General features: G+C 61.5%; 24 protein-coding genes. 15 read left to right on the top strand and 9 right to left on the bottom strand.

Annotation, left to right across the window (positions count from 1 at the left end):
- Positions 1-8: 8 nt before the first annotated feature.
- From ACSQ3E_RS15260 to ACSQ3E_RS15250, 3 genes are read left to right on the top strand one after another with little or no spacing between them, the layout of a single operon-like run.
- Positions 9-1,082, top strand: a complete 1,074-nt coding sequence (locus tag ACSQ3E_RS15260) for an ABC transporter ATP-binding protein (protein ID WP_436123326.1) — start codon at positions 9-11, stop codon at positions 1,080-1,082.
- Complete coding sequence (locus ACSQ3E_RS15255; RefSeq protein WP_436123325.1) at positions 1,082-1,774, top strand: TetR family transcriptional regulator; 693 nt, start codon at positions 1,082-1,084, stop codon at positions 1,772-1,774. Before ACSQ3E_RS15260 ends, ACSQ3E_RS15255 begins: the two co-directional genes overlap by 1 nt.
- Positions 1,771-2,868 (top strand): D-TA family PLP-dependent enzyme, encoded by a 1,098-nt coding sequence (locus tag ACSQ3E_RS15250; protein ID WP_436123324.1) that lies wholly within the window; start codon positions 1,771-1,773, stop codon positions 2,866-2,868. The genes ACSQ3E_RS15255 and ACSQ3E_RS15250 overlap by 4 nt, the downstream gene beginning before the upstream one ends.
- Positions 2,869-2,979: 111 nt before the next feature.
- Here ACSQ3E_RS15250 and ACSQ3E_RS15245 read toward each other — a convergent pair whose 3' ends face one another.
- From ACSQ3E_RS15245 to ACSQ3E_RS15230, 4 genes are all read right to left on the bottom strand, one after another.
- Positions 2,980-4,605, bottom strand: a complete 1,626-nt coding sequence (locus ACSQ3E_RS15245) for a GMC family oxidoreductase (RefSeq protein ID WP_436123323.1) — start codon at positions 4,603-4,605, stop codon at positions 2,980-2,982.
- The gene (locus tag ACSQ3E_RS15240) at positions 4,602-5,126 is read right to left on the bottom strand and encodes a hypothetical protein (protein ID WP_436123322.1); all 525 of its coding nucleotides are present in this window, start codon (positions 5,124-5,126) and stop codon (positions 4,602-4,604) included. The genes ACSQ3E_RS15245 and ACSQ3E_RS15240 overlap by 4 nt, the downstream gene beginning before the upstream one ends.
- A gap of 468 nt (positions 5,127-5,594) precedes the next feature.
- Complete coding sequence (gene dgoD, locus ACSQ3E_RS15235) at positions 5,595-6,743, bottom strand: galactonate dehydratase (RefSeq protein WP_436123321.1); 1,149 nt, start codon at positions 6,741-6,743, stop codon at positions 5,595-5,597.
- A gap of 37 nt (positions 6,744-6,780) precedes the next feature.
- Entirely contained in the window at positions 6,781-7,524 is a 744-nt protein-coding gene (locus ACSQ3E_RS15230) for a FadR/GntR family transcriptional regulator (protein ID WP_436123320.1), read from the bottom strand.
- Positions 7,525-7,710: 186 nt separating this feature from the next.
- On the opposite strand from ACSQ3E_RS15230, the gene ACSQ3E_RS15225 reads away from it, so the two are divergent.
- The 10 genes from ACSQ3E_RS15225 to ACSQ3E_RS15180 all read left to right on the top strand — a co-directional run bounded on the left by ACSQ3E_RS15225 (position 7,711) and on the right by ACSQ3E_RS15180 (position 18,094).
- Positions 7,711-8,703 carry an arabinose ABC transporter substrate-binding protein gene (locus tag ACSQ3E_RS15225; RefSeq protein WP_310320657.1) on the top strand — a complete coding sequence of 331 codons (993 nt, stop codon included), beginning with the start codon at positions 7,711-7,713 and terminating at the stop codon, positions 8,701-8,703.
- A gap of 68 nt (positions 8,704-8,771) precedes the next feature.
- Positions 8,772-10,283 carry an L-arabinose ABC transporter ATP-binding protein AraG gene (araG, locus tag ACSQ3E_RS15220; protein WP_436123319.1) on the top strand — a complete coding sequence of 504 codons (1,512 nt, stop codon included), beginning with the start codon at positions 8,772-8,774 and terminating at the stop codon, positions 10,281-10,283.
- A gap of 11 nt (positions 10,284-10,294) precedes the next feature.
- Positions 10,295-11,245, top strand: a complete 951-nt coding sequence (gene araH, locus ACSQ3E_RS15215; protein ID WP_310320653.1) for an L-arabinose ABC transporter permease AraH — start codon at positions 10,295-10,297, stop codon at positions 11,243-11,245.
- Position 11,246: 1 nt separating this feature from the next.
- Positions 11,247-12,125: an aldose 1-epimerase gene (locus tag ACSQ3E_RS15210; RefSeq protein ID WP_436123318.1), complete on the top strand. Its 879-nt coding sequence runs from the start codon at positions 11,247-11,249 to the stop codon at positions 12,123-12,125.
- On the top strand, positions 12,122-12,904 hold the full coding sequence (locus ACSQ3E_RS15205; RefSeq protein WP_310320649.1) for an SDR family oxidoreductase: 783 nt from the start codon (positions 12,122-12,124) through the stop codon (positions 12,902-12,904). Before ACSQ3E_RS15210 ends, ACSQ3E_RS15205 begins: the two co-directional genes overlap by 4 nt.
- Positions 12,905-12,912: 8 nt before the next feature.
- A complete protein-coding gene (locus ACSQ3E_RS15200; protein WP_436123317.1) occupies positions 12,913-13,851 on the top strand; it encodes a 2-dehydro-3-deoxygalactonokinase in 939 nt (312 codons plus the stop codon).
- A complete protein-coding gene (locus ACSQ3E_RS15195; RefSeq protein WP_436123316.1) occupies positions 13,848-14,498 on the top strand; it encodes a 2-dehydro-3-deoxy-6-phosphogalactonate aldolase in 651 nt (216 codons plus the stop codon). Before ACSQ3E_RS15200 ends, ACSQ3E_RS15195 begins: the two co-directional genes overlap by 4 nt.
- The gene (locus tag ACSQ3E_RS15190) at positions 14,488-15,363 is read left to right on the top strand and encodes an SMP-30/gluconolactonase/LRE family protein (protein ID WP_436123315.1); all 876 of its coding nucleotides are present in this window, start codon (positions 14,488-14,490) and stop codon (positions 15,361-15,363) included. The genes ACSQ3E_RS15195 and ACSQ3E_RS15190 overlap by 11 nt, the downstream gene beginning before the upstream one ends.
- 41 nt (positions 15,364-15,404) lie before the next feature.
- Complete coding sequence (gene araD, locus ACSQ3E_RS15185) at positions 15,405-17,126, top strand: L-arabinonate dehydratase (RefSeq protein WP_436123375.1); 1,722 nt, start codon at positions 15,405-15,407, stop codon at positions 17,124-17,126.
- 11 nt (positions 17,127-17,137) lie between these two features.
- Entirely contained in the window at positions 17,138-18,094 is a 957-nt protein-coding gene (locus tag ACSQ3E_RS15180; protein WP_436123314.1) for a dihydrodipicolinate synthase family protein, read from the top strand.
- A gap of 15 nt (positions 18,095-18,109) precedes the next feature.
- Here the strand turns inward: ACSQ3E_RS15180 and ACSQ3E_RS15175 are convergent, their stop codons facing one another.
- From ACSQ3E_RS15175 to ACSQ3E_RS15155, 5 genes are read right to left on the bottom strand one after another with little or no spacing between them, the layout of a single operon-like run.
- Positions 18,110-18,337 carry a hypothetical protein gene (locus ACSQ3E_RS15175; protein ID WP_436123379.1) on the bottom strand — a complete coding sequence of 76 codons (228 nt, stop codon included), beginning with the start codon at positions 18,335-18,337 and terminating at the stop codon, positions 18,110-18,112.
- Between the two features lie 22 nt (positions 18,338-18,359).
- On the bottom strand, positions 18,360-19,085 hold the full coding sequence (gene arsH, locus ACSQ3E_RS15170; RefSeq protein WP_436123313.1) for an arsenical resistance protein ArsH: 726 nt from the start codon (positions 19,083-19,085) through the stop codon (positions 18,360-18,362).
- A complete protein-coding gene (gene arsC, locus ACSQ3E_RS15165) occupies positions 19,060-19,482 on the bottom strand; it encodes an arsenate reductase (glutaredoxin) (RefSeq protein WP_436123312.1) in 423 nt (140 codons plus the stop codon). Before arsC ends, arsH begins: the two co-directional genes overlap by 26 nt.
- Positions 19,482-20,543, bottom strand: coding sequence for an ACR3 family arsenite efflux transporter (gene arsB / locus ACSQ3E_RS15160; protein ID WP_436123311.1), 1,062 nt, complete (start codon positions 20,541-20,543; stop codon positions 19,482-19,484). Before arsB ends, arsC begins: the two co-directional genes overlap by 1 nt.
- 21 nt (positions 20,544-20,564) lie before the next feature.
- Positions 20,565-20,891 carry an ArsR/SmtB family transcription factor gene (locus ACSQ3E_RS15155; protein ID WP_310316754.1) on the bottom strand — a complete coding sequence of 109 codons (327 nt, stop codon included), beginning with the start codon at positions 20,889-20,891 and terminating at the stop codon, positions 20,565-20,567.
- 42 nt (positions 20,892-20,933) lie between these two features.
- On the opposite strand from ACSQ3E_RS15155, the gene ACSQ3E_RS15150 reads away from it, so the two are divergent.
- Both ACSQ3E_RS15150 and ACSQ3E_RS15145 read left to right on the top strand, forming a co-directional pair.
- A complete protein-coding gene (locus ACSQ3E_RS15150) occupies positions 20,934-21,479 on the top strand; it encodes a DUF6428 family protein (protein ID WP_436123310.1) in 546 nt (181 codons plus the stop codon).
- Between the two features lie 198 nt (positions 21,480-21,677).
- Entirely contained in the window at positions 21,678-22,604 is a 927-nt protein-coding gene (locus ACSQ3E_RS15145; RefSeq protein ID WP_436123309.1) for a DMT family transporter, read from the top strand.
- The last annotated feature ends 232 nt before the right edge of the window (positions 22,605-22,836 follow it).

Below are 22,836 nucleotides of genomic sequence, written 5' to 3'. Positions count from 1 at the left end.
GGAGCTAAGTGGCTTCGATTAATCTCACCAACATCCGCAAGCAGTATGGCTCGGTCACGATCATCGACGATGTCAATATCTCAATCGAGGATCGAGAATTCGTCGTCCTGGTTGGTCCGTCCGGATGTGGCAAGTCCACGCTCCTCCGGATGATCGCCGGGTTGGAGTCGATCTCGGGAGGCACCATCGCCATTGACGGCGAGGTCGTTAACGACGTCGGGCCGCAGCGGCGCGATTTGGCGATGGTCTTTCAGACCTATGCGCTCTATCCGCATATGACGACCGCGCAGAACATCGGCTTTCCCCTGAAGCTGCGCGGTGCCAGCCAGGATGATATTGGCCGTTCCGTCGCAGGTGTTGCAAACACGCTGCATCTCGACGCGCTTCTTGACCGCCAGCCACGCGCCCTTTCCGGCGGGCAGCGTCAACGCGTCGCGATGGGCAGGGCGATGGTGCGGGAGCCGCGGGCTTTCCTTTTCGACGAACCGCTGAGCAATCTTGACGCGAAACTCAGGCATCATATGCGCATCGAGCTGCGCCAATTGCACAAGTCGCTGGGCGCAACGTCCATCTATGTCACGCACGACCAGATCGAGGCGATGACCATGGCCGACCGGATCGTTGTAATGAACCGCGGCAAGGTCGAGCAGGTGGGTACGCCACTGGAACTCTTCGACAAACCAGCAAATGTCTTCGTTGCCGGCTTCCTCGGCTCACCGACGATCAACCTGGGCAGCGCAACGCTTTCGGCCGGAGGCGGATCAGCCAAGCTCGAATTCCATGCCGGCTCCGGGCCGATCGACCTTGCCAACGTTCCGCCGTCAGCTCACAAGGAGGTTGTGGCCGGGGTGCGCCCGCAACACCTGGAAGTTGTTTCTCCGGAGGGCGCTGGGCTCACCGGAACGGTCGATCTCGTCGAGCATACGGGGTGTGAAACCAACGTCATTCTTTCAGTTGGGTCCGAGAAGTGGACGGTCCAATCCCGGATCCGCCAGCATCTCGTGCAAGGAGAGCGTGTCGGGCTCGCCTTCGACCCGACCAACCTTCACCTCTTCGCAGCCGAAACCAAGGAGCGTATCTAATGGCAGCAATACGTAGTCACGGCTCCACCAGCGAAGCAAAGCCTGCGGAGGCAAGAAAGCGTGACCCCGAGCGCACCAGGCTTGTGATCATCGAGGCAGCTCGCGAGGAATTTGCCGAAAACGGCTACGATGGTGCACGCACGGATCGGATCGCCATCCGCACAGGCATGAGCAAGGGTGTTCTCTATCACTACTTCAGTTCGAAGGATGATCTTTTCGTAGCAGTCCTGGAAGATATCTATCAGGAGCTTCGCTCGCAGAACGAGGCCCTGGTTCTGGACGAATTCGAGCCGGTAGACGGCATCCGCGAGCTCATCGCGCACACATACCAGTACTTTGTCGATCATCCGGAATTCATCGTGCTGGTGAACTCCGAAAATCTGATGAAGGCCCAGCATCTTGAGCGGTCGGAGAGCATCCGCAACATGTTTACGCCCTTATCGCGGCGCCTGAGCGAGTTGATCAGCCGCGGTCAGGAGCAGGGCATTTTCCGGTCGAACGTCGATGTCGTCGAACTTTACATTTCGATCGTCGGCCTGGGTTATTTCTTCCTGGCCAATCGCTGGACCCTTGGTGTGGTCTTCAATCGCGATCTGCTGGGGCAGGGTGCGGAAAAGGTGCGTCTCCAGCATATGACCGAAATGGTCCTCGACTACCTGCGCAACGTCAAATCCTTGGACGGAAAAGAATGACCGCTACGCCGCTGATACTGCCGGATGCCGGGCCGCTGCTCTGGCGCGACGTCGTCGAAACGCCCGCGGTGCTGATCGACCTCAATATCGTCGAACGGAACATCAGGCGCTGCCAGGAGCAGTGTGACAAGCTCGGCGTCACAGTCAGGCCCCACATCAAGACGCACAAATTGCCGCTACTGGCGCACGCCCAACTGGCGGCGGGGGCGGTTGGCGTCACGGCGCAGAAGATCGGCGAAGCCGAGGTGATGGCCGATGCCGGGATCGATGACATCCTCATTTCCTACAACATTGTCGGCGATCGCAAGCTTGAGCGGCTCCGACGTCTCGCCGAACGGTGCCGCCTTTCGGTGGTTGCCGACAGCGCCGAAGTCGTTGCTGGCCTTGCGCGTACATTTGCGGACGGAAAAAGCGAACTCGGCGTCCTGGTGGAATGCGATACCGGCATGCAGAGGTGTGGCGTCCTGACCCCGGAGGATGCGCTCGAGCTGGCCCGGCAGATCTCCAGCTCCCCAGGCTTGCGTTTCGCCGGCGTGATGACGTACCCGGCTCCCGGCCAGGGCAATGCAGCTGGGAAATGGCTGGAGCGTGTTGCTCGCATCATTCGTTCTGCGGGGATCGAAGCCGAAGTCGTGTCGAGCGGCGGAACCCCCGACCTCTACGCAATGGAGCATCACACCAGCCTGACCGAGTACAGGCCGGGCAGCTACATTTACAATGATCGCTCGCTTGTTACTGCCGGTGCGTGTGGGCCGGAGGATTGCGCGCTGACGGTACTGACCACCGTCATCAGTTCGCCCGCGCGTGGCCGCGCGATCGTCGATGCCGGCACGAAGGTGCTGACGTCCGATCTCTTCGGCATGAGCGGCTATGGCATGGTACTGGACCGGCCCGACAGCTCTGTCACTTCGCTCAACGAAGAGCACGGACGGATCGAATATGGCAGCGAGCTGATGCCCTCGGTGGGCGAGTTCCTGCGCATCATCCCCAACCATGCCTGTGTCGTCAGCAATATGGTCGATTGCGTGCATCTCGTCCGGGGAGAGTATTATGTCCGGGCCGAGCCGGTGGCAGCACGCGGTCGGATCACCTGAGCTCGCCGGACAGAACCGGCTGCGCCCAGGCCGAGTTGGCCACTGGGGGGATGTGACCAACGTAGTTGAGACGGAGCGAGCGTCACGGAGACTACTCGCTCCGCTCGGCAATCATGACATTGCCGGAACACTGGTGGCCTTGGACAAGGCGGCAAAGTTGTCGCGTATGTAGGTTGCGGACCGTAGGGCCAGGGCGGATATCGTCGGCGTCGGATTCACGGTCCCGCCGGTCGCAAGGGCGCTCCCGTCGATGATGAACAGGTTGGGCACCTCCCAACTCTGGTTCCAGCCGTTCACCACGGAGGTTTCCGGATCCTTGCCCATCCGGCATGTTCCCAGCATATGCCAGGCGGGCGTCCGGTATACCCCATTCGCATCGCGGTAATCCTGCATGCGATACTCGACGGCATCGCATGCCTGCGCGAGATCCTTCAGCCGATCAAGCATGTAATTCATCATGCGCTTGTCGTTTTCACCGGGCGCGTAATGCAGCTTGGCTCCGGGCATTCCGTCCGAATCCGTCCGAGTGTCCAGCGTGACGCGATTTTCGGGACTGGGAAGATCATCGCCGATGGCAAAGACGCCGATGGAATGGCCGAAATGATTTTCGAACCATCGATGATGCCCTGATCCCCACGGTGCGCGCGCCGACGAAAACCATCCGGCTGCCAACTCCCCGGCAGATGGAGTCGAAGTGATGCAGTTGAGGTTGAAGCCGTTCACGAAGCCGCGCGACAGGTCGGTTTCCGCGAATTCGCGACTGATCAGCGAGGCGGCATAGCCAATGTGCCCGTCGACCGGGCGGTCGACCCACATTTCGGACGCCACGAGCGTGTGGTGCAGCAGGTTGCGGCCGACCTGATCGTTGCCGTTGGCGAGGTTGTCCGAGGCCAGCAGGAGACGCGGCGTTCCAACGCCGTTGGCTGCCACGACAACGATCCGCGCCTTCTGGAACAAAACCTGGTCGGAGTTGCGATCTATGTAGTAGGCGCCGCTTGCGCGGCCATCCACTCCCTTCTCGATCTTGATGACGCGGGCATGGGTTCGCAATTCACACCCGGCATGCAATGCCTTCGGCCAGATCGAAGTCGCGTATTCGTTCATCGAGCCACGAGGGCAGCCATTGCATACGCCGCAGTTGTTGCAGGCAGGGCGGCCATCGTAGTCTTCCGAGATGACAGATGCCTCGACGGGCCACCAATGCCAGTCAAGCTTGTCAAAGCCGGCCGAAAGCCGCCGGGCGACGTCGGATACAGGCAGCGGTCGGGTTGGGCAGCGCTCTCGCGGTGGCATTGCGGGGTCGCCCGCCAGCCCCGAGACGCCTACGACCTGATCCGCGAGTTCATAGAAGGGAGAGACGTCCTCGTAGGTGATGGGCCAGTCGGGCTGAAGGCCATGCTCGGTGCCCTTCCTGAAGTCTGACGGACGGTAGCGGGGCCATAGCCCGCCGTAAACGTTGGTCGACCCGCCAACGGCGTTCCACATGAGGATCTGCGATGAGTTGGACTCGACCGGAAAATCGTCGGCGTGGTCGCGTTTGTTGACGTCGGGGTTCCATCTGCCGCGTCTCTGCCAAGACCAGTCCGCATGTCCGTGCGGCCGATCGCCAGCGTTTACCCAGGACCCCTGTTCCAGGCAGACCACGTCGAGCCCAGCTTTCGCGAAGACGAGCGCGGCGAGCGACCCTGTCGCACCGGCGCCGACAATCAGGACGTCGCAGATACGCTGCCGGCTCATCGCTTCATTCCCCAACGTTCGGTCATTGCTGAACCAAGGTCGATCGACGACAGGTCCAAGGGCACGACGTCCTCTGTTCGCAGATAGCGCCCGCGGCCGTGGGTCGGCGTATCGCGTTCAAGGTCAAAGGCCGGCATGGGGTATCCGTCGGCATGGGGGAATGTGGAGTATGGTCGACCACCGGCCCTGATCACCTCCACCACGCCCGGCATCTCGTAGTAGGCGAGTACCGCTGCGGTGTAGATTTTCTCGAAAAGAACAGGGTTTGCCTCTTCAAACTGTCGAACAGCCGAGATGCGGCGTTCCGAAGCGGCGTTTTGCAGGCCGTCTGAACCAGAATCGAGCGCTGTGGCCAATTGTTCGATGGCGCGGGAGGGCCGATCGCCAAGCAAGCGCAATAACACCACACCGTGGACGCCAACCTCGGAGGCTGATGGCCAGCAACCGTCGCCTGGAATAAGCTCATCCACTAGGTGCTTAAGTACGGTCTCGTTCGCAATTGGCAAGTTACCTGGCTGCATTCTAAAGCCTTTGGTTGCTGTGGTTGTGCAATCGTTGCGTGGCGGGGTTTGTGCCAAGAAGGGAAGTGCGCAAACGAACGGGTCGATAGGTCAACGCGAATGGAGAACGCCGACCCGATGGCGCGTGTGGTCTCCACATTAATAAAACTGACTAGTCAGTCAATAGCCAGCTAGGTTTGTTGCCTAGGTGGCCACCTGGATGTGAGTTGTCGCTGAATTGTAGGATTGGAAACGCGCTGCCTCGGTGGACACCTGCCGAAACGGTCGGGAGCCCTGTTGGTCATCCGATCATTGTTCTATGTCAGCTTATCTGAAATTCGCCCCCGAAACCGGACAGCCCGGTTCCGGCCCCCTTGCAGTCGTCGCCGTGACCCATGTCGCAAAGCGCCCTTGCTTGATGTCATGGGCAAGCGCACCAGGCGATTGAAGGCAGCAGCAACAGACCCGATGTTGCGTGCAGTGGAAAACCTACCACTCGGCGAACGAACCATCCTTGTGGCGCCAGATGGGGTTGCGCCAGCGATGACCTTCCTTGGCTCGTTCCTTGACGTAGTCTTCGTCCACATCGATGCCGAGACCGGGCCCGTCGGGGATGGTGACGTAGCCGTCTTCGTACTTGAACACGTCCTTATTGCTGGCGTAATCCATCAGGTCGTTGGTCTTGTTGTAGTGAATGCCGAGGCTCTGTTCCTGGATGAAGGCATTGTAGCTCACCGCGTCCAACTGCAGGCAGGCAGCGAGTGCGATGGGTCCGAGCGGGCAGTGGGGCGCAACGGCAACGTCATAGGCCTCAGCCATGGCTGCTATCTTGCGGCACTCGGTGATGCCGCCGGCGTGTGAAAGATCGGGCTGGATGATGTCCACCACGCCTTGCTCGAACACGCTCTTGAAGTCCCAGCGGCTATAGAGCCGTTCGCCGAGTGCGATCGGAGCAGACGACAGAGCGGCGATCTCCTTGAGTGCCTCGCGGTTCTCGCTGAGCACCGGCTCCTCGATGAACATCAAACGATAGGGTTCAAGCTCCTTGACCAGCACGCGAGCCATCGGCCGGTGGACGCGGCCATGGAAATCGACGGCAATGCCGACATGCGGGCCGACGGCCTCGCGCACCATGGCAACGCGCTCGATTGCAGCATCGATCTTGTCATGGCTGTCGACGATCTGCAGTTCCTCGGTGCCGTTCATCTTGAGGGCTGAGAAGCCGCGTGCCACTACGTCCCTGGCGCCGGCAGCGACATCGGCGGGACGGTCGCCGCCGATCCAGGAATAGACCTTGATGCGGTCGCGGCATTTGCCGCCGAGCAGTTCGTGCACCGGCACGCCCAGCGCCCGGCCCTTGATATCCCACAGCGCCTGGTCGACCCCTGCGATTGCGCTCATCAGTATCGGACCGCCGCGGTAGAAGCCGCCGCGATACATGACGTTCCAGTGGTCCTCGATAAGCCGCGGATCCTTGCCGATCAGATAGTCGGCGAGTTCATGCACCGCAGCCTCCACTGTGTGGGCGCGGCCCTCGACCACGGGCTCGCCCCAGCCGCTCACGCCTTCGTCGGTCTCGATCTTGAGAAACAACCAGCGCGGCGGAACAATGTAGGTCTTCAGTGCAGTGATCTTCATGGTGCAGGCACGACTCCGGATGGGCTGACGCGCCCGTTCAGTCTTTCTTGTGCTGATTTTTGGCGCGAGCGAGATCGCGCGCAGCAAGGTCCAGGATCTCGTTGGCTGCGTGGCGAGCAGCTGCGGCGTCGCGCATTCGCAGCGCTTCGACGACGCCGTAGTGAACCCTGACGGCTTCGTCGCGCCGGTCGACGGAATTGGCTGTCGCCTCGAGCGCAAAGTTCAACGCGGTCTCGATCATCCCGCCGATCTGGCGAAAGATCGGGTTGTGGCAGGCGCTGTACAGCACTTGGTGAAAGGCGGCGTCCGAGCGGGCAAAGCGCGCAACGTCGCTTCCTGCGGCTTCCATGCCTTTCCATGCCAGCTCAAGGTCGGCGATCTCCTGCAGCGACGCCCGCGTCGCCGCAAGTTCCGCGACCAGCGGCTCGATGGCACGGCGGGTTTCCAGGATGGAATCGAACAATTTGGGGTCAAGTGTATTGGGCGCATGCCACTCCAGCACCTGCGGATCAATAATGTTCCAGTTATCGCGCTCGCAGACGACGGTGCCGATGCGCGGACGGCTGAGAACCAGGCCCTTGGCTGCGAGCGTCTTGAGTGCCTCGCGGATGACGGTGCGGCTCACGCTGTGCTCGATGCAGAGATCGTTTTCGCTCGGGAGTGTGCTGCCGACCGGATAGTTGCCCGCGAGAACCTCCGAAGCGATTGCACGCACGACATCGGGCAGGACGCGCGGGCGACGTGACTTCACTGCCGCTTCAGGTGCCTCGTTGATGTTCATGCCTTCTCCTCCCCAAGAGCGTTTGTTCGTTCTTATGTCCGCTTCGCATACCGGACAATGCGCCCCTGCGATCATCGCAAAAGGAAGCTAGCTCATTTATCATACCAGCGCAATTGACTGGTATGATAAAAGAAGCTAGCGTTTGTCATCCGGGCTGAGCGCCCGGTATCTTTGGGAGGAGTTCACATGCGATTGTTGAAGACGGCGCTCGTCGCGGGCGCCCTTGCGGTTCTGTCTGCCACCACCATTGCTTCTGTCTATGCGCAGGAGACCAAGATCGGCTTCATCGTGAAGCAGCCCGAGGAGCCGTGGTTCCAGGACGAGTGGAAATTCGCTGATCAGGCCGCCAAGGAAAAAGGCTTTACGCTGGTCAAGATTGGCGCCGAGGACGGCGAGAAGCTGATGTCGGCGATCGACAATCTCGGCGCCCAGGGCGCCCAGGGCTTTGTCGTCTGCACGCCCGACGTCAAGCTTGGGCCTGGCATCGTCGCCAAAGCCGCGGCCAACAACCTCAAGGTGATGACCGTCGACGACCGTCTGGTCAGCGCCGACGGCAAGCCGATCGAGGAAGTTCCGCATATGGGCATCTCTGCGACCAAGATCGGTGAGGCAGTCGGTCAGGCCATCGTCGACGAAATGAAGGCCCGTGGCTGGAAGGCCGAAGAGGTCGGCGCGATCCGTGTCTCCTACGACCAGCTGCCGACTGCGGTCGACCGCGTCGAGGGCGCAATCTCTGTGCTCAAGGCCAACGGCTTCAAGGCCGAAAACATCTTTGATGCGCCACAGGCCAAGACCGACACGGAAGCCGCGCTCAACGCAGCAACGGTTGTCCTGAACAAGAACGCCAGCATCAAGAAGTGGGTCGCCTTCGGCCTTAACGATGAAGCGGTTCTGGGTGCAGTGCGTGCATCGGAAGGCGTCGGCATCGCGGCTGACGGCATGATCGGCGTCGGCATCGGCGGCGCGGACTCGGCTATCAACGAGTTCAAGAAGCCTGCAGCCACCGGCTTCATTGGCTCAGTGATCATCTCGCCGAAGCGCCACGGCTATGAGACCGCGCTCAACATGTACGAGTGGGTCGCCAACGGGAAGGAACCGGAAAAGCTGATCCTGACAGCCGGTGCGCTTGCCAAGCGCGACGACTTCGAAAAGGTCCGTGCGGAACTCGGCATCGAGTAATCACCGCCACATTGAACGGTGTCCGGCGGCGGTGCTTTGCTGCCGTCGGACATTCAGGAGGACCGTCGATGTCATTTCTCGAATTTTCCAATATCTCGAAAGCCTATCCCGGCGTCCAGGCTCTGTCCGACGTGTCGTTTTCCGTCGCAAAGGGGGCCGTCCACGGCCTGATGGGCGAAAACGGCGCCGGCAAGTCGACGATGATCCGGGTGCTTTCCGGTGATCAGCATGCCGATACCGGCGACATCATCATCGACGGCCAGGTCCAGAAATACGCCTCGACACGCGACGCCTTCCATGCCGGCGTCATTGTCATTCACCAGGAACTGCAGCTGGTTCCGGAGCTTACCGTTGCGGAAAACCTGCGGCTCGGCCGCTTTCCGGCCAATGCCGGCGTCATCCAGTCACGGCAGATGTTCACCGAGGTCGGTGAGAAGCTGAAATCCGCCGGCATCGGCATCGATCCACGGCGCAAGGTCAAGACGCTGTCGATCGGCGAGCGCCAGATGGTCGAGATCGCCAAAGCGATCATGCTCGATGCGCGCGTCATTGCATTGGACGAGCCGACCTCTTCGCTGTCCTCGCGTGAAAGCGAAATCCTGTTTGCCCTGATCGAGCGCCTGCGCGCCGAAGGCAAGGTCATTCTCTACATCTCCCACCGCCTCGACGAGGTGTTTCGGCTCTGCGACAGCCTGACGGTGCTGCGCGACGGCAAGCTTGCTGCCCATCATCCAAGCCTCGAAAACGTCACGCGCGAACAGGTGGTGGCCGAAATGGTCGGCCGCGAAATCTCCAATGTCTGGGGCTGGCGCGCACGCAAGATGGGCAAGGTTCGGCTGAAGGCTGAAGGCATTGCGGGCGAGAAACTCACGCAACCAGCGAGCTTCGAGGCCAGGGCCGGCGAAATTCTCGGCTTCTTCGGACTGATCGGTGCCGGCCGTTCCGAATTGATGCGACTGGTCTATGGCGCCGATACGCGCAGCAGCGGAACGATCAATGTCGACGGACAGACAGTGCACGCCGTCGATCCGCGCCAGGCGATCCGCGCCGGTATCGTGCTGTGCTCTGAAGACCGCAAGCATGACGGCATCATCCAGGGGCGCTCGCTGGAAGAGAACATCAACATCTCCTCGCGTCGCCACAACACCCGCTTCGGTATCCTCAACCCGCGCAAGGAAGCCGAAATCGCCGAGACCTACATCAAGAAACTCAAGGTTCGCACGCCTTCGCGCAAACAGGACATCCTGAACTTGTCTGGCGGCAACCAGCAGAAGGTCATTCTCGGCCGCTGGCTTTCCGAACAGGGCGTCCGCGTCCTGATCGTCGACGAGCCGACACGCGGCATCGATGTCGGCGCCAAATCCGAAATCTATGAAATCCTCTACCAACTCGCCGAGCAGGGCATGGCGATCATCGTCGTTTCCAGCGAACTGCCCGAGGTGATGGGTATCTGCGACCGCATCCTGGTCATGTGCGGCGGCCGCATCTCGGCGCACATCGACCGCAACGATTTCAGTGAGCGTGCAATCCTGGCGGCAGCGCTTCCCGACAAGAAAACGCCAGACGCAATCGCTTCCTAAGGGGACTGAGCATGACAAACTCCTTCAAGAAGATACTGCTCGGCGACCAGGGTCTCGTCGTGATCTTCGTGCTGGCCTTCGCGCTGGTGTCGATCTTCGTCCCGAACTTCCTGACCGAACGCAATATGCTCGGCCTGCTGCAGTCGGTCGTCACCGTCGGCATCGTTGCCTGCACGATGATGTTCTGCCTGGCTGCGCGGGATTTCGACCTGTCGGTCGGTTCGATCGTCGCCTTTGCCGGCATGGTCGCCGTCATGGCCTCGAATGCCACCGGGTCGATCATGGTCGGGATTCTCGCAGCCCTTCTCTGCGGTGGCGCTGTCGGCCTGATCAACGGTGTGGTCATCGCCAAGTTCCGCATCAACGCGCTGATCACCACGCTGGCAACCATGCAGATCGTGCGCGGCCTCGCTCTGATTGCATCCGATGGCCGGGCGGTCGGTATCAATGATCCGAATTTCTACCAGCTTGCGCTGTCCAAGCTGCTCGGCATTCCAACGCCGATCTGGGTATTGGCGATCCTGTTTGCGGTGTTCGGTTTCGTGCTCAACCGCACCGTCTTCGGCAAGAACACGCTGGCCATTGGCGGCAATCCCGAGGCGTCGCGTCTGGCCGGCGTCAATGTCGACTGGACGCGCATCTGGATCTTCACCCTGCAAGGCATGGTCTGCGCCATCGCCGGCATCCTGCTTGCCTCGCGTATCACCTCGGGCCAACCCAACGCGGCCATTGGCCTGGAGCTGTCAGTCATCTCGGCTTGCGTGCTTGGCGGCGTTTCGCTGGCCGGTGGCCGCGCGGCGATCGCCGGCGTGATCGTCGGTGTCATGATCATGGGCATCGCCGAGAATGTGATGAACCTGCTCAACATCCCGGCGTTTTATCAGTATATCGTTCGTGGCGTGATCTTGCTGCTCGCCGTGTTGCTCGACAACCTCAGGTCCAGCGCGCTCGGACGCCGTTGAGATGCAAGGGTTTGTCGAGCTTGAAAACGACCGCCTGTCGCTGCGCGTGAGCCCGAAGGGCGGGGCAGTCGTCGATGGGCGGACACGTGATGGCCAACGCTTCCTGCGCCGACACGACGACGGCGCGTTCGACGTCTTGAGGTCGGCATGCTTTCCCTTAGTTCCGATCGGCAATCGCGTCGAGGGAAATGGTTTCGAGCTGGGCGGCAAAAGCTATCGCTTCAAGCCCAATACAACCGAGCCGAACTACATCCATGGCGACGGTTGGCTGGCCGAATGGAAGGTTGAAGATGCATCGGCGACGCATGTTCGGCTCGCCTTCGAGCAGCCACGCCCTGTCAATTCGCCTCATGTCTATCGCGCGATTCAGACCATCGCCTTGGACGGCGCGAAAGTGACGCTAGCGCTTTCGGTGACAAACTGGGGCAACGAGACGTTGCCGTTCGGCATCGGCTTTCACCCCTATTTTCCCCGCACCGAGGGCACCCAGCTCATGGCCCCGGCAGCGGCTTGGTGGACCGAGCGCGAGGGCTATCTGCCCGGCGTCCGCACGCCGATCCCGGACAGCGCGGATTTCGCGACGCCGCACCGGTTGCCTCGCCGCAGGCTGAACAATTGCTTCGAAGGCTGGAACGGGCAGGCGCGGATAATTTGGCCCGAGATGAAGCTCGCCGCAGACATCGGCTCCGATGCGTTGTTCTCGCGCTACATGCTCTATGCGCCGGAGGAAGACAGGAGCTTCTTCTGCCTTGAGCCTATGTCGCACACGCCCAATGCTCTGGCGATTTTAGGCCCTGGAGCACTCCATTTGCTTGCTCCCGGTGAGACGCTTTCCGGCGCCTTTTCGATCACTGTTTCTGACCGCGAGGATTTCCAATGAGCGACCGTCTTGTCGGCAAACGTATTTTCTTGACTGGCGCAGCACAGGGCATTGGCTTGGCCATAGCCCAGGAGTGCCTGAAGGAAGGCGCGAAACTTTTCATCGTCGATCGCGATGGACCGCTGTTGCGCGAGACCATCGAACAGCTCAACGCAAACGAGGGCACACTTGGTCATGCCGAAGCCGATATCTCTGACGCTTCGGCCATCGCTGTGGCCATGGCGCAGGCCGACAAGGCGATCGGCCCTGTCAACGCCCTTATCAACAATGCCGGCATCAACGTCTTCAACTCGCCGCTCGAGACCACAGATGCCGAGTGGCAGCGCTGCTTCGACGTCAATCTCAAGGGCGCATGGAACTGCTGCAAGGCCGCACTCCCCGGCATGATCTCGGCCGGCGGTGGTGCGATCCTCAACATCGCCTCGACGCACTCCTTCACCATCATTCCGCATACTTTCCCCTATCCGCTGGCCAAGCACGCGCTGCTAGGACTGACCAAGTCGCTCGCGCTGGAATACGCGGCCGCCGGCGTGCGCGTGAATGCGCTCGCACCCGGCTATGTCGAGACGCAGAAGAACATCGACTACTGGAACAGTTTTGCCGATCCGGTAAAGGCGCGTGCCGAAACCCTGGCTCTCCATCCCGGCAAGCGCATCGCCACCACCACCGAGATCGCCAAGGCGGCCGTGTTCATGATCTCGGACGAATGCCCGTTCATGAACGCCGCCTGCCTGACTGTCGACGGTGGGCTGAGCGTACTCCAGCACGCCGCGCAGTGAGGGTTACAATGATCCCAGTACCTGCAATTGTGGCGATCGATTGGGGAACCACCCGCATGCGGGCATGGCTCCTTGATGCCGAAGGGGCCGCCCTTGCCGAACATCGCAGCGACGATGGGCTGACCACCGCGCAGAAGACAGGCTTCGAACCCATTCTGGAACGCTGCCTTGCAACCCTGCGCGCACCGAACGGCGTGCCGGTCATCATCTGCGGCATGGCGGGCGCGCGCCAAGGATGGATTGAGGCGCCCTATGTCGACGTCCCATCCTCAATTGCAGCGATCCTGAGGGGAGCGGTCCGCGTTCCCAATGCGGGGCGCGACATCCGCATTGTCCCGGGCCTTGCCCGTCGCAGCGTCGAGACCCCCGACGTGATACGGGGCGAGGAGACGCAACTGGCCGGCTCAGGGCTCCGGGAAACAGGCCGCCATATCGTGTGCATGCCAGGTACCCACTCCAAATGGGTCGTCGTCGATAGCGGCGCCGTCGAGACCTTTCGTACATGGCCGACCGGCGAGTTGTTCGCACTGCTCTCCACGCACTCCATCCTTCGTCATTCCATTGGCGAGCAGCAGGGCGCTGTCTCGGCGGAGAACCCGGTGTTTGCGAGATCCTGCGAGATCGCGCTTGCTGAAGGCGGCGATTTCGCCTCGCGACTGTTTTCAATCCGGGCCGGTTCGCTGCTCAATGGCCTGACCTCCGTGGATGCAATGGCCACGCTTTCCGGACTGATGATTGGCAGCGAAGTGGCGTCGGCCCGGCGACAATTTATCCATGCTGACCGAAGCGCGACCCTCGTTGCATCCGGCGCGCTCGCCACGCTTTATCGCCGTGCTTTCGAGATCGCCGGGCTCGAAGTCCGCGACATCGATGCCGACACCGCGGTGCGCATCGGTCTGTTTAAGGCCGCGCGTCAGAACGAGATGCTCGATGGAGTGCCGGCATGACCAGAACGGCGGAATTTCCGAGATTGCGGCGCGGGCTTGTCGCGATCCTGCGTGGCCTCACCCTGGATCAGGCCGTTGCAGTAGCCGGCGTGATCTATGAGGCCGGCATCGAGGCAATCGAGGTGCCGCTCAACTCGCCGGAGCCTTTTGCCTCCATCGCTTCCATAGTTGGCAGCCTGCCAGCTTCCGCGTTGATCGGAGCAGGTACCGTGCTTGAAGCAAGTCAGGTCGATAGCCTCGCCGAAGTTGGCGGTCGCCTTGTCGTCAGCCCCAACATCGACATCGAGGTGATGGCCGCAGCTGTCCGCCACGGCATGGTGACCATGCCCGGGGTGATGAGTCCGACCGAGGCGTTCAAGGCATTGCAGCTCGGTGCCTCGGCGCTGAAGTTTTTCCCAGCCAGCGTGATCGGGGCAGGCGGTATCGCCGCGATGCGCGCGGTGCTGCCCAAAGATACGATTGTCGGCGCCGTCGGCGGTGTTTCGGATCGCGACTTCGCCAGCTATCGCGCAGCCGGCGTCACCGCCTTCGGGCTTGGCACGAGCCTGTACCGCCCTGGCATGAGCGTCGAGGAGGTGGCAACGCGGGCAAGGTCAGCAGTTGCTGCCTGGGATGCCTCGTTCGAGAGCAACGCCAATGACGGCTGACCTCGTTTCGGTATTGTCCGACCATGCCTGCGAACTCGGCGAGGGACCGAGCTACGATCCGGTGAGTGACACGCTCTACTGGTTCGACATCGTCAACGGGCTGCTGCTGGAGAAACGGTTCGGCGAAGATCGCACCATGACAACCCAGCTCGGCCAGATGGCGAGCGCGCAGGCGACCATCGATGGCGAGCGTCAGCTGATCCTGACCGAGACCGGCCTTCATGTCAGGGACAGGACGACGGGCCGCATGGCCCTTCACACAGCAGTGGAGGCGAGCAACATTGCCACGCGCTCCAACGATGCCCGGGTGCATCCATGCGGAGCCTTGTGGTTCGGCACGATGGGCAAGCAGGCTGAGGCGGGCGCCGGTAGAGTCTATTGGTTCTTTCGCGGCGAGTTGCGCGAACTCTATGCTGGCATTTCGATCCCCAATTCGATCGCGTTCTCCGCGGACGGCACCGTTGCCTATTACGCTGACACCGCTGTCGGGCGGATCATGCGCGTTGCTTGCAATGCACGGACCGGCATGCCCGAAGGAGAGCCGAAAGTGTTTGCAGAAAGCCAGGGCGAGGGCAGCTTCGACGGCTCGGTGGTCGACGCCGACGGAACCCTGTGGAACGCGCGCTGGGGCGAAGGTCGGCTCGCCGCCTACACGCCCGATGGCAAACTTGTCCGCTCCGTGCCGTTGCCGGTGAGCCAGCCATCATGCCCGGCATTTGTCGGCAAACATGCAGATCGTCTTGCGGTGACTTCGGCCTGGATCGACCTGAGCGATGAGGCGCGGCATGCCCAGCCGGATGCCGGAAGGACTTTTCTGGTCGACTTGCCGGTCAAGGGTCGGCTGGAGCCTGATGTGCTGATCTAGCGGCCTAGCCACACTGCTGGTGGCTCTCCAACTACAGGAACATAACAGTGACACGGAAACTGCGCTCTCAGGCCTGGTTCGGGGGCATCGGCAAGGATGCCTTCATTCACCGCAGCTGGATGAAGAACAATGGACTGCCTGACGATGTCTTCGACGGACGCCCGGTCATCGGCATCTGCAATACCTTTTCCGAGCTCACGCCCTGCAACGCCCATTTCCGCGGACTTGTCGAGCATGTGAAGGCTGGCATCCTTGAAGCGGGTGGATTGCCACTTGAGTTCCCGGTCTTTTCCTGCGGCGAATCCAACCTGCGCCCGACCGCGATGCTGTTTCGCAACCTTGCTTCGATGGATGTCGAAGAGGCGATCCGCGGCAACCCGATGGACGGCGTGGTGCTGATGGCTGGCTGCGACAAGACCACGCCGTCGCTGGTCATGGGGGCTGCGTCCTGCGACGTTCCGGCGATCGTCGTTTCGGGCGGACCGATGCTGAACGGCCGTTTCCGCGGCAAGCCGATCGGTTCGGGCACCGACGTGTGGAAATTCTCCGAGGACGTGCGCGCCGGCCTGATGACAGAGCAGGAGTTCGCCGCCGCCGAAAGCGCAATGTCGCGTTCACCTGGTCACTGCATGACAATGGGCACCGCGTCGACCATGGCGTCGATGGTCGAGTCGCTCGGCCTGGCCCTGCCTGGCAACGCTGCGTATCCGGCGGTCGACGCCCACCGCGCGCGGCTTGCCCGTCTTTCGGGACGGCGCATCGTTTCGATGGTCAAGGAAGATCTCCGCCTGTCCGCCATCCTCACCCGAAAGGCGTTCGCCAATGCGATCCGCATCAATGGCGCCATCGGCGGTTCGACCAATGCGGTCGTGCATCTGCTCGCCATCGCCGGCCGCATTGGCGTTGAACTGACCCTCGACGACTGGGATCATTTCGGCCGCGATATTCCAACCATCCTGAACCTGATGCCCTCGGGCAAATTCCTGATGGAAGAGTTCTGCTACGCTGGCGGCCTTCCCGCCGTCATGAAGGAGATCGCCGACCTCCTCGATCTCGATGCTTTGACGGTGACGGGCAAGTCTGTCGGCGACAACATCGCCGGTGCCGAGAACTTCAACGACGAGGTGATCCTGCGCCGCGACAAGGCGCTGACCCAGCAGGGCGGCATTGCCGTTCTGCGCGGCAACCTTGCGCCCAACGGTGCGATCCTCAAGCCTTCCGCCGCATCGCCGGAACTGATGCGCCATCGTGGTCGCGCCGTAGTGTTCGAAAACATCGAGCACTACAAGGCGCGCGTCGATGACCCCGCGCTCGACATCGACGAGACCTGCGTGATGGTGCTGAAGAACTGCGGCCCCAAGGGCTATCCAGGCATGGCCGAGGTCGGCAACATGGCCCTGCCGCAGAAGCTGCTGGAAAAAGGTGTGCGCGACATGGTGCGCATCTCGGATGCGCGCATGTCCGGCACCGCGTTCGGGACTGTCGTGTTGCATGCGGCACCCGAGGCGGCCGTCGGTGGCCCGCTCGCGCTCGTCCAAGACGGCGACATGGTCGAACTCGACGTCGAAAACCGGCGCCTGCATCTCGAGGTGAGCGATGAAGAACTCGCCCGCCGCCGCGAGCGCTGGACCCTGCCGCTGCAGCAGATGCAGGGTGGCTATCAGAGCCTTTATGTCGAGCGCGTCATGCAGGCTGACCGAGGTGCAGACCTCGACTTCCTTGTCGGCTGCCGTGGCCACGACGTTCCGCGTGAAAGCCATTGAGGGAGAGCCCCATGCCCCGCTTTTCAATCGCCAATATGCATGGCATCCATGCCATCCTCTATGCGCTGTTCGATGATCAGGAAAAGCTCGACCGCTCTGCCATGCGCCGGCAGGTCGAGGTTTGCCTCGAAGTCGGCGTTCATGGCATGGCGGCGCTCGGCCTAGCTACCGAAGTGTCCAAGCTGACCGATGCCGAACGCCGTACGATCATGGACTGGATCGCCGAAGACAACGGCGGCCGCGTGCCGCTGTCGCTCACCATCTTCGGCGCGTCGGTCGCCGAACAGATCGCACAGGTGCGCCATGCCGAGAGCGTCGGCGCCGACTGGCTGATCCTGCAGCCGCCGATGGTCGGCCAATATGGTGCGGCCGAATACATCCGCTTCTTCGGCCGCGTGGCCGAGGCGACCGATCTGCCCGTTGCGATACAGAACGCACCGGCCTTCATGGGCCGTGGACTGAGCTCCTCTGAGATTTCCGATCTCGTTCGGCAGCACCCCAACATCCAGCTGATCAAGGGCGAGGGCCCGGTGGTCGACATCGCCGGTCTCGTTGAGGCGACCGGCGGCAAGCTGCCGATCTTCAACGGCCGCGCCGGGTTGGAAATGCTCGACAATCTGCGTATCGGCTGCCGCGGCCTGATCCTGGCGCCGGATTGCATCGACTACGCGGTCGCGGCCTATGATAGTTTTCAGGCAGGCGATGAAGACGTTGCGCTCGAGACCTATCGCAAGATGCTTCCCGCTGTTGTTTCCACCATGCAGGGCCTGGAAAACCTGCTGTGCTATGGCAAGCGCTTGTTTGCGTTGCGTAGCCGAATGACGATTCATGATCGTGGGCCGGTGCTACGTCCCAATGCCGCCGGTCTTGCCATGATCGAGCGCTTCGCCGCCGATCTCGGGCCGTTGCGTCGCAGGTGTCCAGATGCGCGAGAATTTCGTGGACGAACGATAGTGACTGAGAGCTGAGCGCCAACGCCCTGGCTACGAGAACGCACGATCCGGCACGTCTCGCGAGGCAGGATCCGGCAGAAATTTGGTTCGCCGACTCCGGCCGAACACCCATTCCTGCGTCCAGTCGAGGTCCTTGGCCATCTCAGGCGCAAGGATGCTGAAGCTGTAGTACAAAGTGCCGTATCCAATGATCTGGGTCAGGCCAAGGCCCCAGATGATTGTGCCGCGTCGATGTTCAATGGGAACCGGCGATGCCACCTTGCAACTCCATCATGCGATCCTAGATGGCCTTGAGCTTGACGCGAGCCTCAAGCTTTTCGGCATCTTCCTTCCGCTCGCTGTATCGGTTGGTCAGGTAGCCTGAGACATCGCGGGTGAGCAGCGTGAACTTGACCAGCTCTTCCATCACGTCGACCACGCGGTCGTAGTAGGACGACGGCTTCATGCGGCCTTCCGGGTCGAACTCCTGATAGGCCTTGGCGACCGAGCTCTGGTTCGGAATGGTAAGCATCCGCATCCAGCGCCCGAGCACGCGCATCTGGTTGACCGCGTTGAACGACTGCGAACCGCCCGAGACCTGCATCACGGCCAATGTGCGCCCTTGCGTCGGCCTGATCGAGCCGACGGCGAGAGGGATCCAGTCTATCTGCGATTTCATCACCCCGCTCATCGCACCGTGTCGCTCCGGGCTGGTCCAGACCTGGCCTTCCGACCAAAGCGACAGCTCGCGCAGCTCCTTGACCTTCGGATGATCGGTCGGCGCTCCGTCCGGCAGGGGAAGGCCGGACGGATCATATATGCGGGTTTCGGCCCCGAAATGTTCGAGCAGGCGGGCCGCTTCCTGGGTCAGGAAGCGGCTGTAGGAACGCTCGCGGAGTGAGCCGTAGAGCAGCAATATCCGAGGCCTGTGGGTGGAGAGTGGCCTGGAAAGCTGGGCCGGGTCAGGAAGCTCGAGGGCTTTCTTCGTTACGTTGGGCAGGTCAGGCAACGCGGTTTCCTTCGGCATCGATCAGCACTTCGCCGTCCTCCTTGTGAAACGGCCCTTTTTGCGGAAGCGGCAGGATGTCGAGCACGATCTCGGAAGGACGGCTGAGCCGCACGCCCCACGGCGTGACGACGAACGGCCGATTGATGAGGATCGGATGCGCGAGCATCGCGTCCAGCAGCTGTTCGTCGGTCAACTTCGGATCGTCCAGGCCCAGTTCCGCATAAGGCGTTCCTTTCTGCCTGATGGCCTCCCGTACGCTCAGGCCCGCCGAGGAGATCAGTTCCTGAAGCACCGCGCCTGTAGGCGGCGTTTTCAGGTACTCGATGACAGTGGGTTCGACCCCGGCGTTGCGGATGAGCGCGAGCGTGTTGCGCGACGTGCCGCAGGCGGGGTTGTGGTAGATGGTGATGTCCATCAGGCGGTCCTTTCGCTTTGTTTGGCGGCGGAAACGGCGGATCCGCGCTCGTACCAGCCCTTGCTGCGGTTCACGATCCAGACGACCGACAGCATCACGGGAACTTCGACAAGCACGCCGACGACGGTTGCGAGTGCAGCGCCCGAGCTGAAGCCGAACAGACTGATGGCGGCAGCGACCGCCAACTCGAAGAAGTTGGATGCGCCGATCAGTGCTGACGGACCCGCAACGCAATGCTGCTCGCCTGAGATACGGTTGAGCAGATAGGCAAGGCCCGAATTCAGATAGACCTGGATCAGAATCGGCGCCGCCAGCAGCGCGATGATCGCGGGCTGGGCGATGATCTGCTCGCCCTGGAAGCCGAACAGAAGGACCAGCGTTGCCAGCAAAGCCACCAGCGAAAGCGGCTGCAGCGTATGGAGCAGGCGGTCGAGCGACGCCTGGCTGCCTGAGGCGAGCAGCCGACGTCTTATCACCTGCGCGATGACGACCGGAATGACGATGTAGAGAACGACCGACAAGACCAGCGTGCCCCAGGGAACGGTGATCGCGGACAGGCCGAGCAGCAGGCCGACGATCGGCGCAAAGGCAACCACCATGATGGCATCGTTGAGCGCCACCTGCGACAGGGTGAAATGGGGTTCACCCTTGGTCAGGTTCGACCACACGAAGACCATGGCCGTGCAAGGGGCGGCGGCCAGGATGATGAGGCCTGCGATGTAGGAATCGATCTGGCCGGCTGGCAGGTGCGGGCGGAAGAGCCAGCCGATGAAGAGCCAGCCCAGCAACGCCATCGAGAACGGTTTCACCGCCCAGTTGATGAACAGCGTGACCCCGATGCCGCGCCAATGCCTGCCGACCTCGCCCATGGCGGCGAAGTCGATCTTCAGCAGCATCGGGATGATCATCAGCCAGATCAGGACGGCGACCGGGATGTTCACCTTGGCAATCTCGGCGCCGCCGATCGCGTGGAAGACACCTGGCAACAGATGGCCAAGGGCGATGCCCACGACGATGCAGAGAGCAACCCAGAGGGTCAGGTAGCGTTCGAATGTCGACATGATTGCTAGTAGTCCGAAAGTTTAACAGCAGGCCGGGGCGAGTGCCGGCTGGCAGATGGCCGGGTTGCCTGCGCAGCAGTCCTCCATCAGAAACCGGATCAAGCCGCTCAGGGCCTGGTAGTCCGCCGAGTAGACGATGGAGCGCGCGTCCCGGCGGGCGGTGACCAGGCCGCCACGCTCCAGTTCCTTGAGGTGGAACGAGACGTTCGATGCGGAGACCCCCGCGGCTTCCGCAATGATGCCCGCGGCCATGCCTTCCGGCCCGGCCTTGACCAGCAGCCGAACGATCTTCAGTCGCGTTTCCTGGGACATTGCCCCGAATGCGATCAGCGCTTGACGTTCATCCATATTTCAATAATCCTATAAATGTCAAAATAAGGAATAACCGAGATGCTGCCCCCCGACAACCGCGAAATTGCCAGCTCGACCGATTTCCAGAGCGACGACATTTCGATTGGCGAGCTGTTGTCATTCCTTGCCGAACACAAGGAAAAGCCATTGGTGTTCAGCTATGATGGCCGCTCCGTAAAGCCGGGCTACCATGTCACCGAAGTGAAGGCGGGATCGTTTGCCGCGCTTGATTGCGGCGCAAACCCTGAGTCCTGGACTGAGCTCTTCATCCAGCTCTGGGATGTGAACGAGGGCGAGCGGACCCACATGCCCGCTGGAAAATTCTCGGCCATCATACGAAAGGTCAGCGAACAGGTGGCTCTCGATCCCACTGCCAAGCTGACCTTTGAGGTAAGCGACGGCATCGCGCCGATGCAGCTTCACAAGGCATCTATGCCGCTGATCCGGGGCAGCGAGGTCCATGTGTCACTGTCTGCCCGGGCGGCGAGCTGCAAGCCGCGAGACCGTTGGCTGGTCGAGCAGGCGAAGGCCACCGCTGCCTGCTGCGGCCCCGCAAAAGGCGATGGCCAGCCTTGCTGCAACTAGGGAACGGAAGGCTGGCCAGGTTGATGCCTCCTTCCGCAGATGATAGCAATCGTAGATCCTGAGTGATGGGTTAGAGACGGATGGCAAGGCCTCCAAGAAGACCCGGGTACGATCATTGCGACGCAGAGAACTGCGCCGGGCGCTAGCTCGTTAGCCGTATCTGCCGCTTTTCCGTAACCGCTTCTGGAGTCCACTGAGATGCGCCATTCACTGCGCTTTCCTCCTGCTGTCCTATTGGTTGCTGCATGTGCCCTGTGGGGAGCTGCGACCGTCATGAACAAGGCGCTGCTTGCGTCAATCAGCCCGGTAACGCTGCTGGTCGTCCAACTTGCACCGAGCGCCTTGTTCCTGTGGGCTGCCGTTCTGGCGACAGCCTGTCCTGCTCCGCCAAAGTCATATTGGTTTCCGTTGATCGCGCTCGGCGTACTCAACCCGGGGATTTCCTACACGCTCAGCTTGATGGGGCTTGCCAGCGTGTCGGCGAGCGTCTCGACGCTGCTGTGGGCGGCCGAACCCCTGATGATACTTGGTCTGGCTGCGCTGCTTCTCGGAGAGCGAGTCACCTCGCAACTTCTTCTGGTAATGCTGCTCGGTGGCTTGGGGGTAGCTTTGGTGGCCAATGTTTATGGTGGTCTCAGTGATCTCAGTGATCTCAGTACCCCCCTCGGGATACTGTTGCTGCTGGGAGCCGTCCTCTGTTGTGCTTTCTACACCGTGTTCTCGCGAAAGCTGGTTGAGCGCATCGACCCAGTATTCACCGTGGCTCTGCAGCAAACAGGCGGGCTAGGTTGGGCTGTTGCCCTGCTCCTCATCCACACGCCATTCGGTTCGATTGACGATTTTGAGTCCATCCCTCCGGGCTTGCTTGCAACGGCAGCAGTAACTGGCCTCTTATATTACGCCGCCGCATACTGGCTCTACATTGCCGCTCTCCGTTGGGTCCCGGCAGCTGTCGCTGGCAGCTACTTCAACGTCATCCCGATTTTCGGTGTCGCACTTGCCTATGTGTTTCTTGGCGAAACGCTAACACCAATTCAATGGGTGGGAGCGAGCGCCATTCTGGCGTCGACCTATATGCTGCTTCGGCTCACCAACGGCACGGGGTTTGAGCGATCCGCCGAATGACAGTGGGGACGATTTAGGCTTCAACTCCACCCCCATTCGCACGAAGGCGGCTGTTGATTTCGTACTTGGCGGGCGGACGTCGGGGGCTCCGTCAAGCGACTAGACGACTCGGAAACAGTGATGTTCAGGCGGAGCGTCCGCTATTGTCTTTCGGACGCTAGAACTTGCCGGTGACGCGCGTGGTGGAATGCGCGAAAGGACCGGCCGAATACTCCAATTAGATCCTGCTTGG

It is taken from the genome of Aminobacter sp. LjRoot7 (assembly GCF_964252895.1).
Lineage (GTDB): Bacteria > Pseudomonadota > Alphaproteobacteria > Rhizobiales > Rhizobiaceae > Aminobacter > Aminobacter aminovorans_B.
The sequence above is the reverse complement of the archived record's forward strand: the minus strand, read 5'-3'. Positions and strand labels throughout refer to the sequence as shown.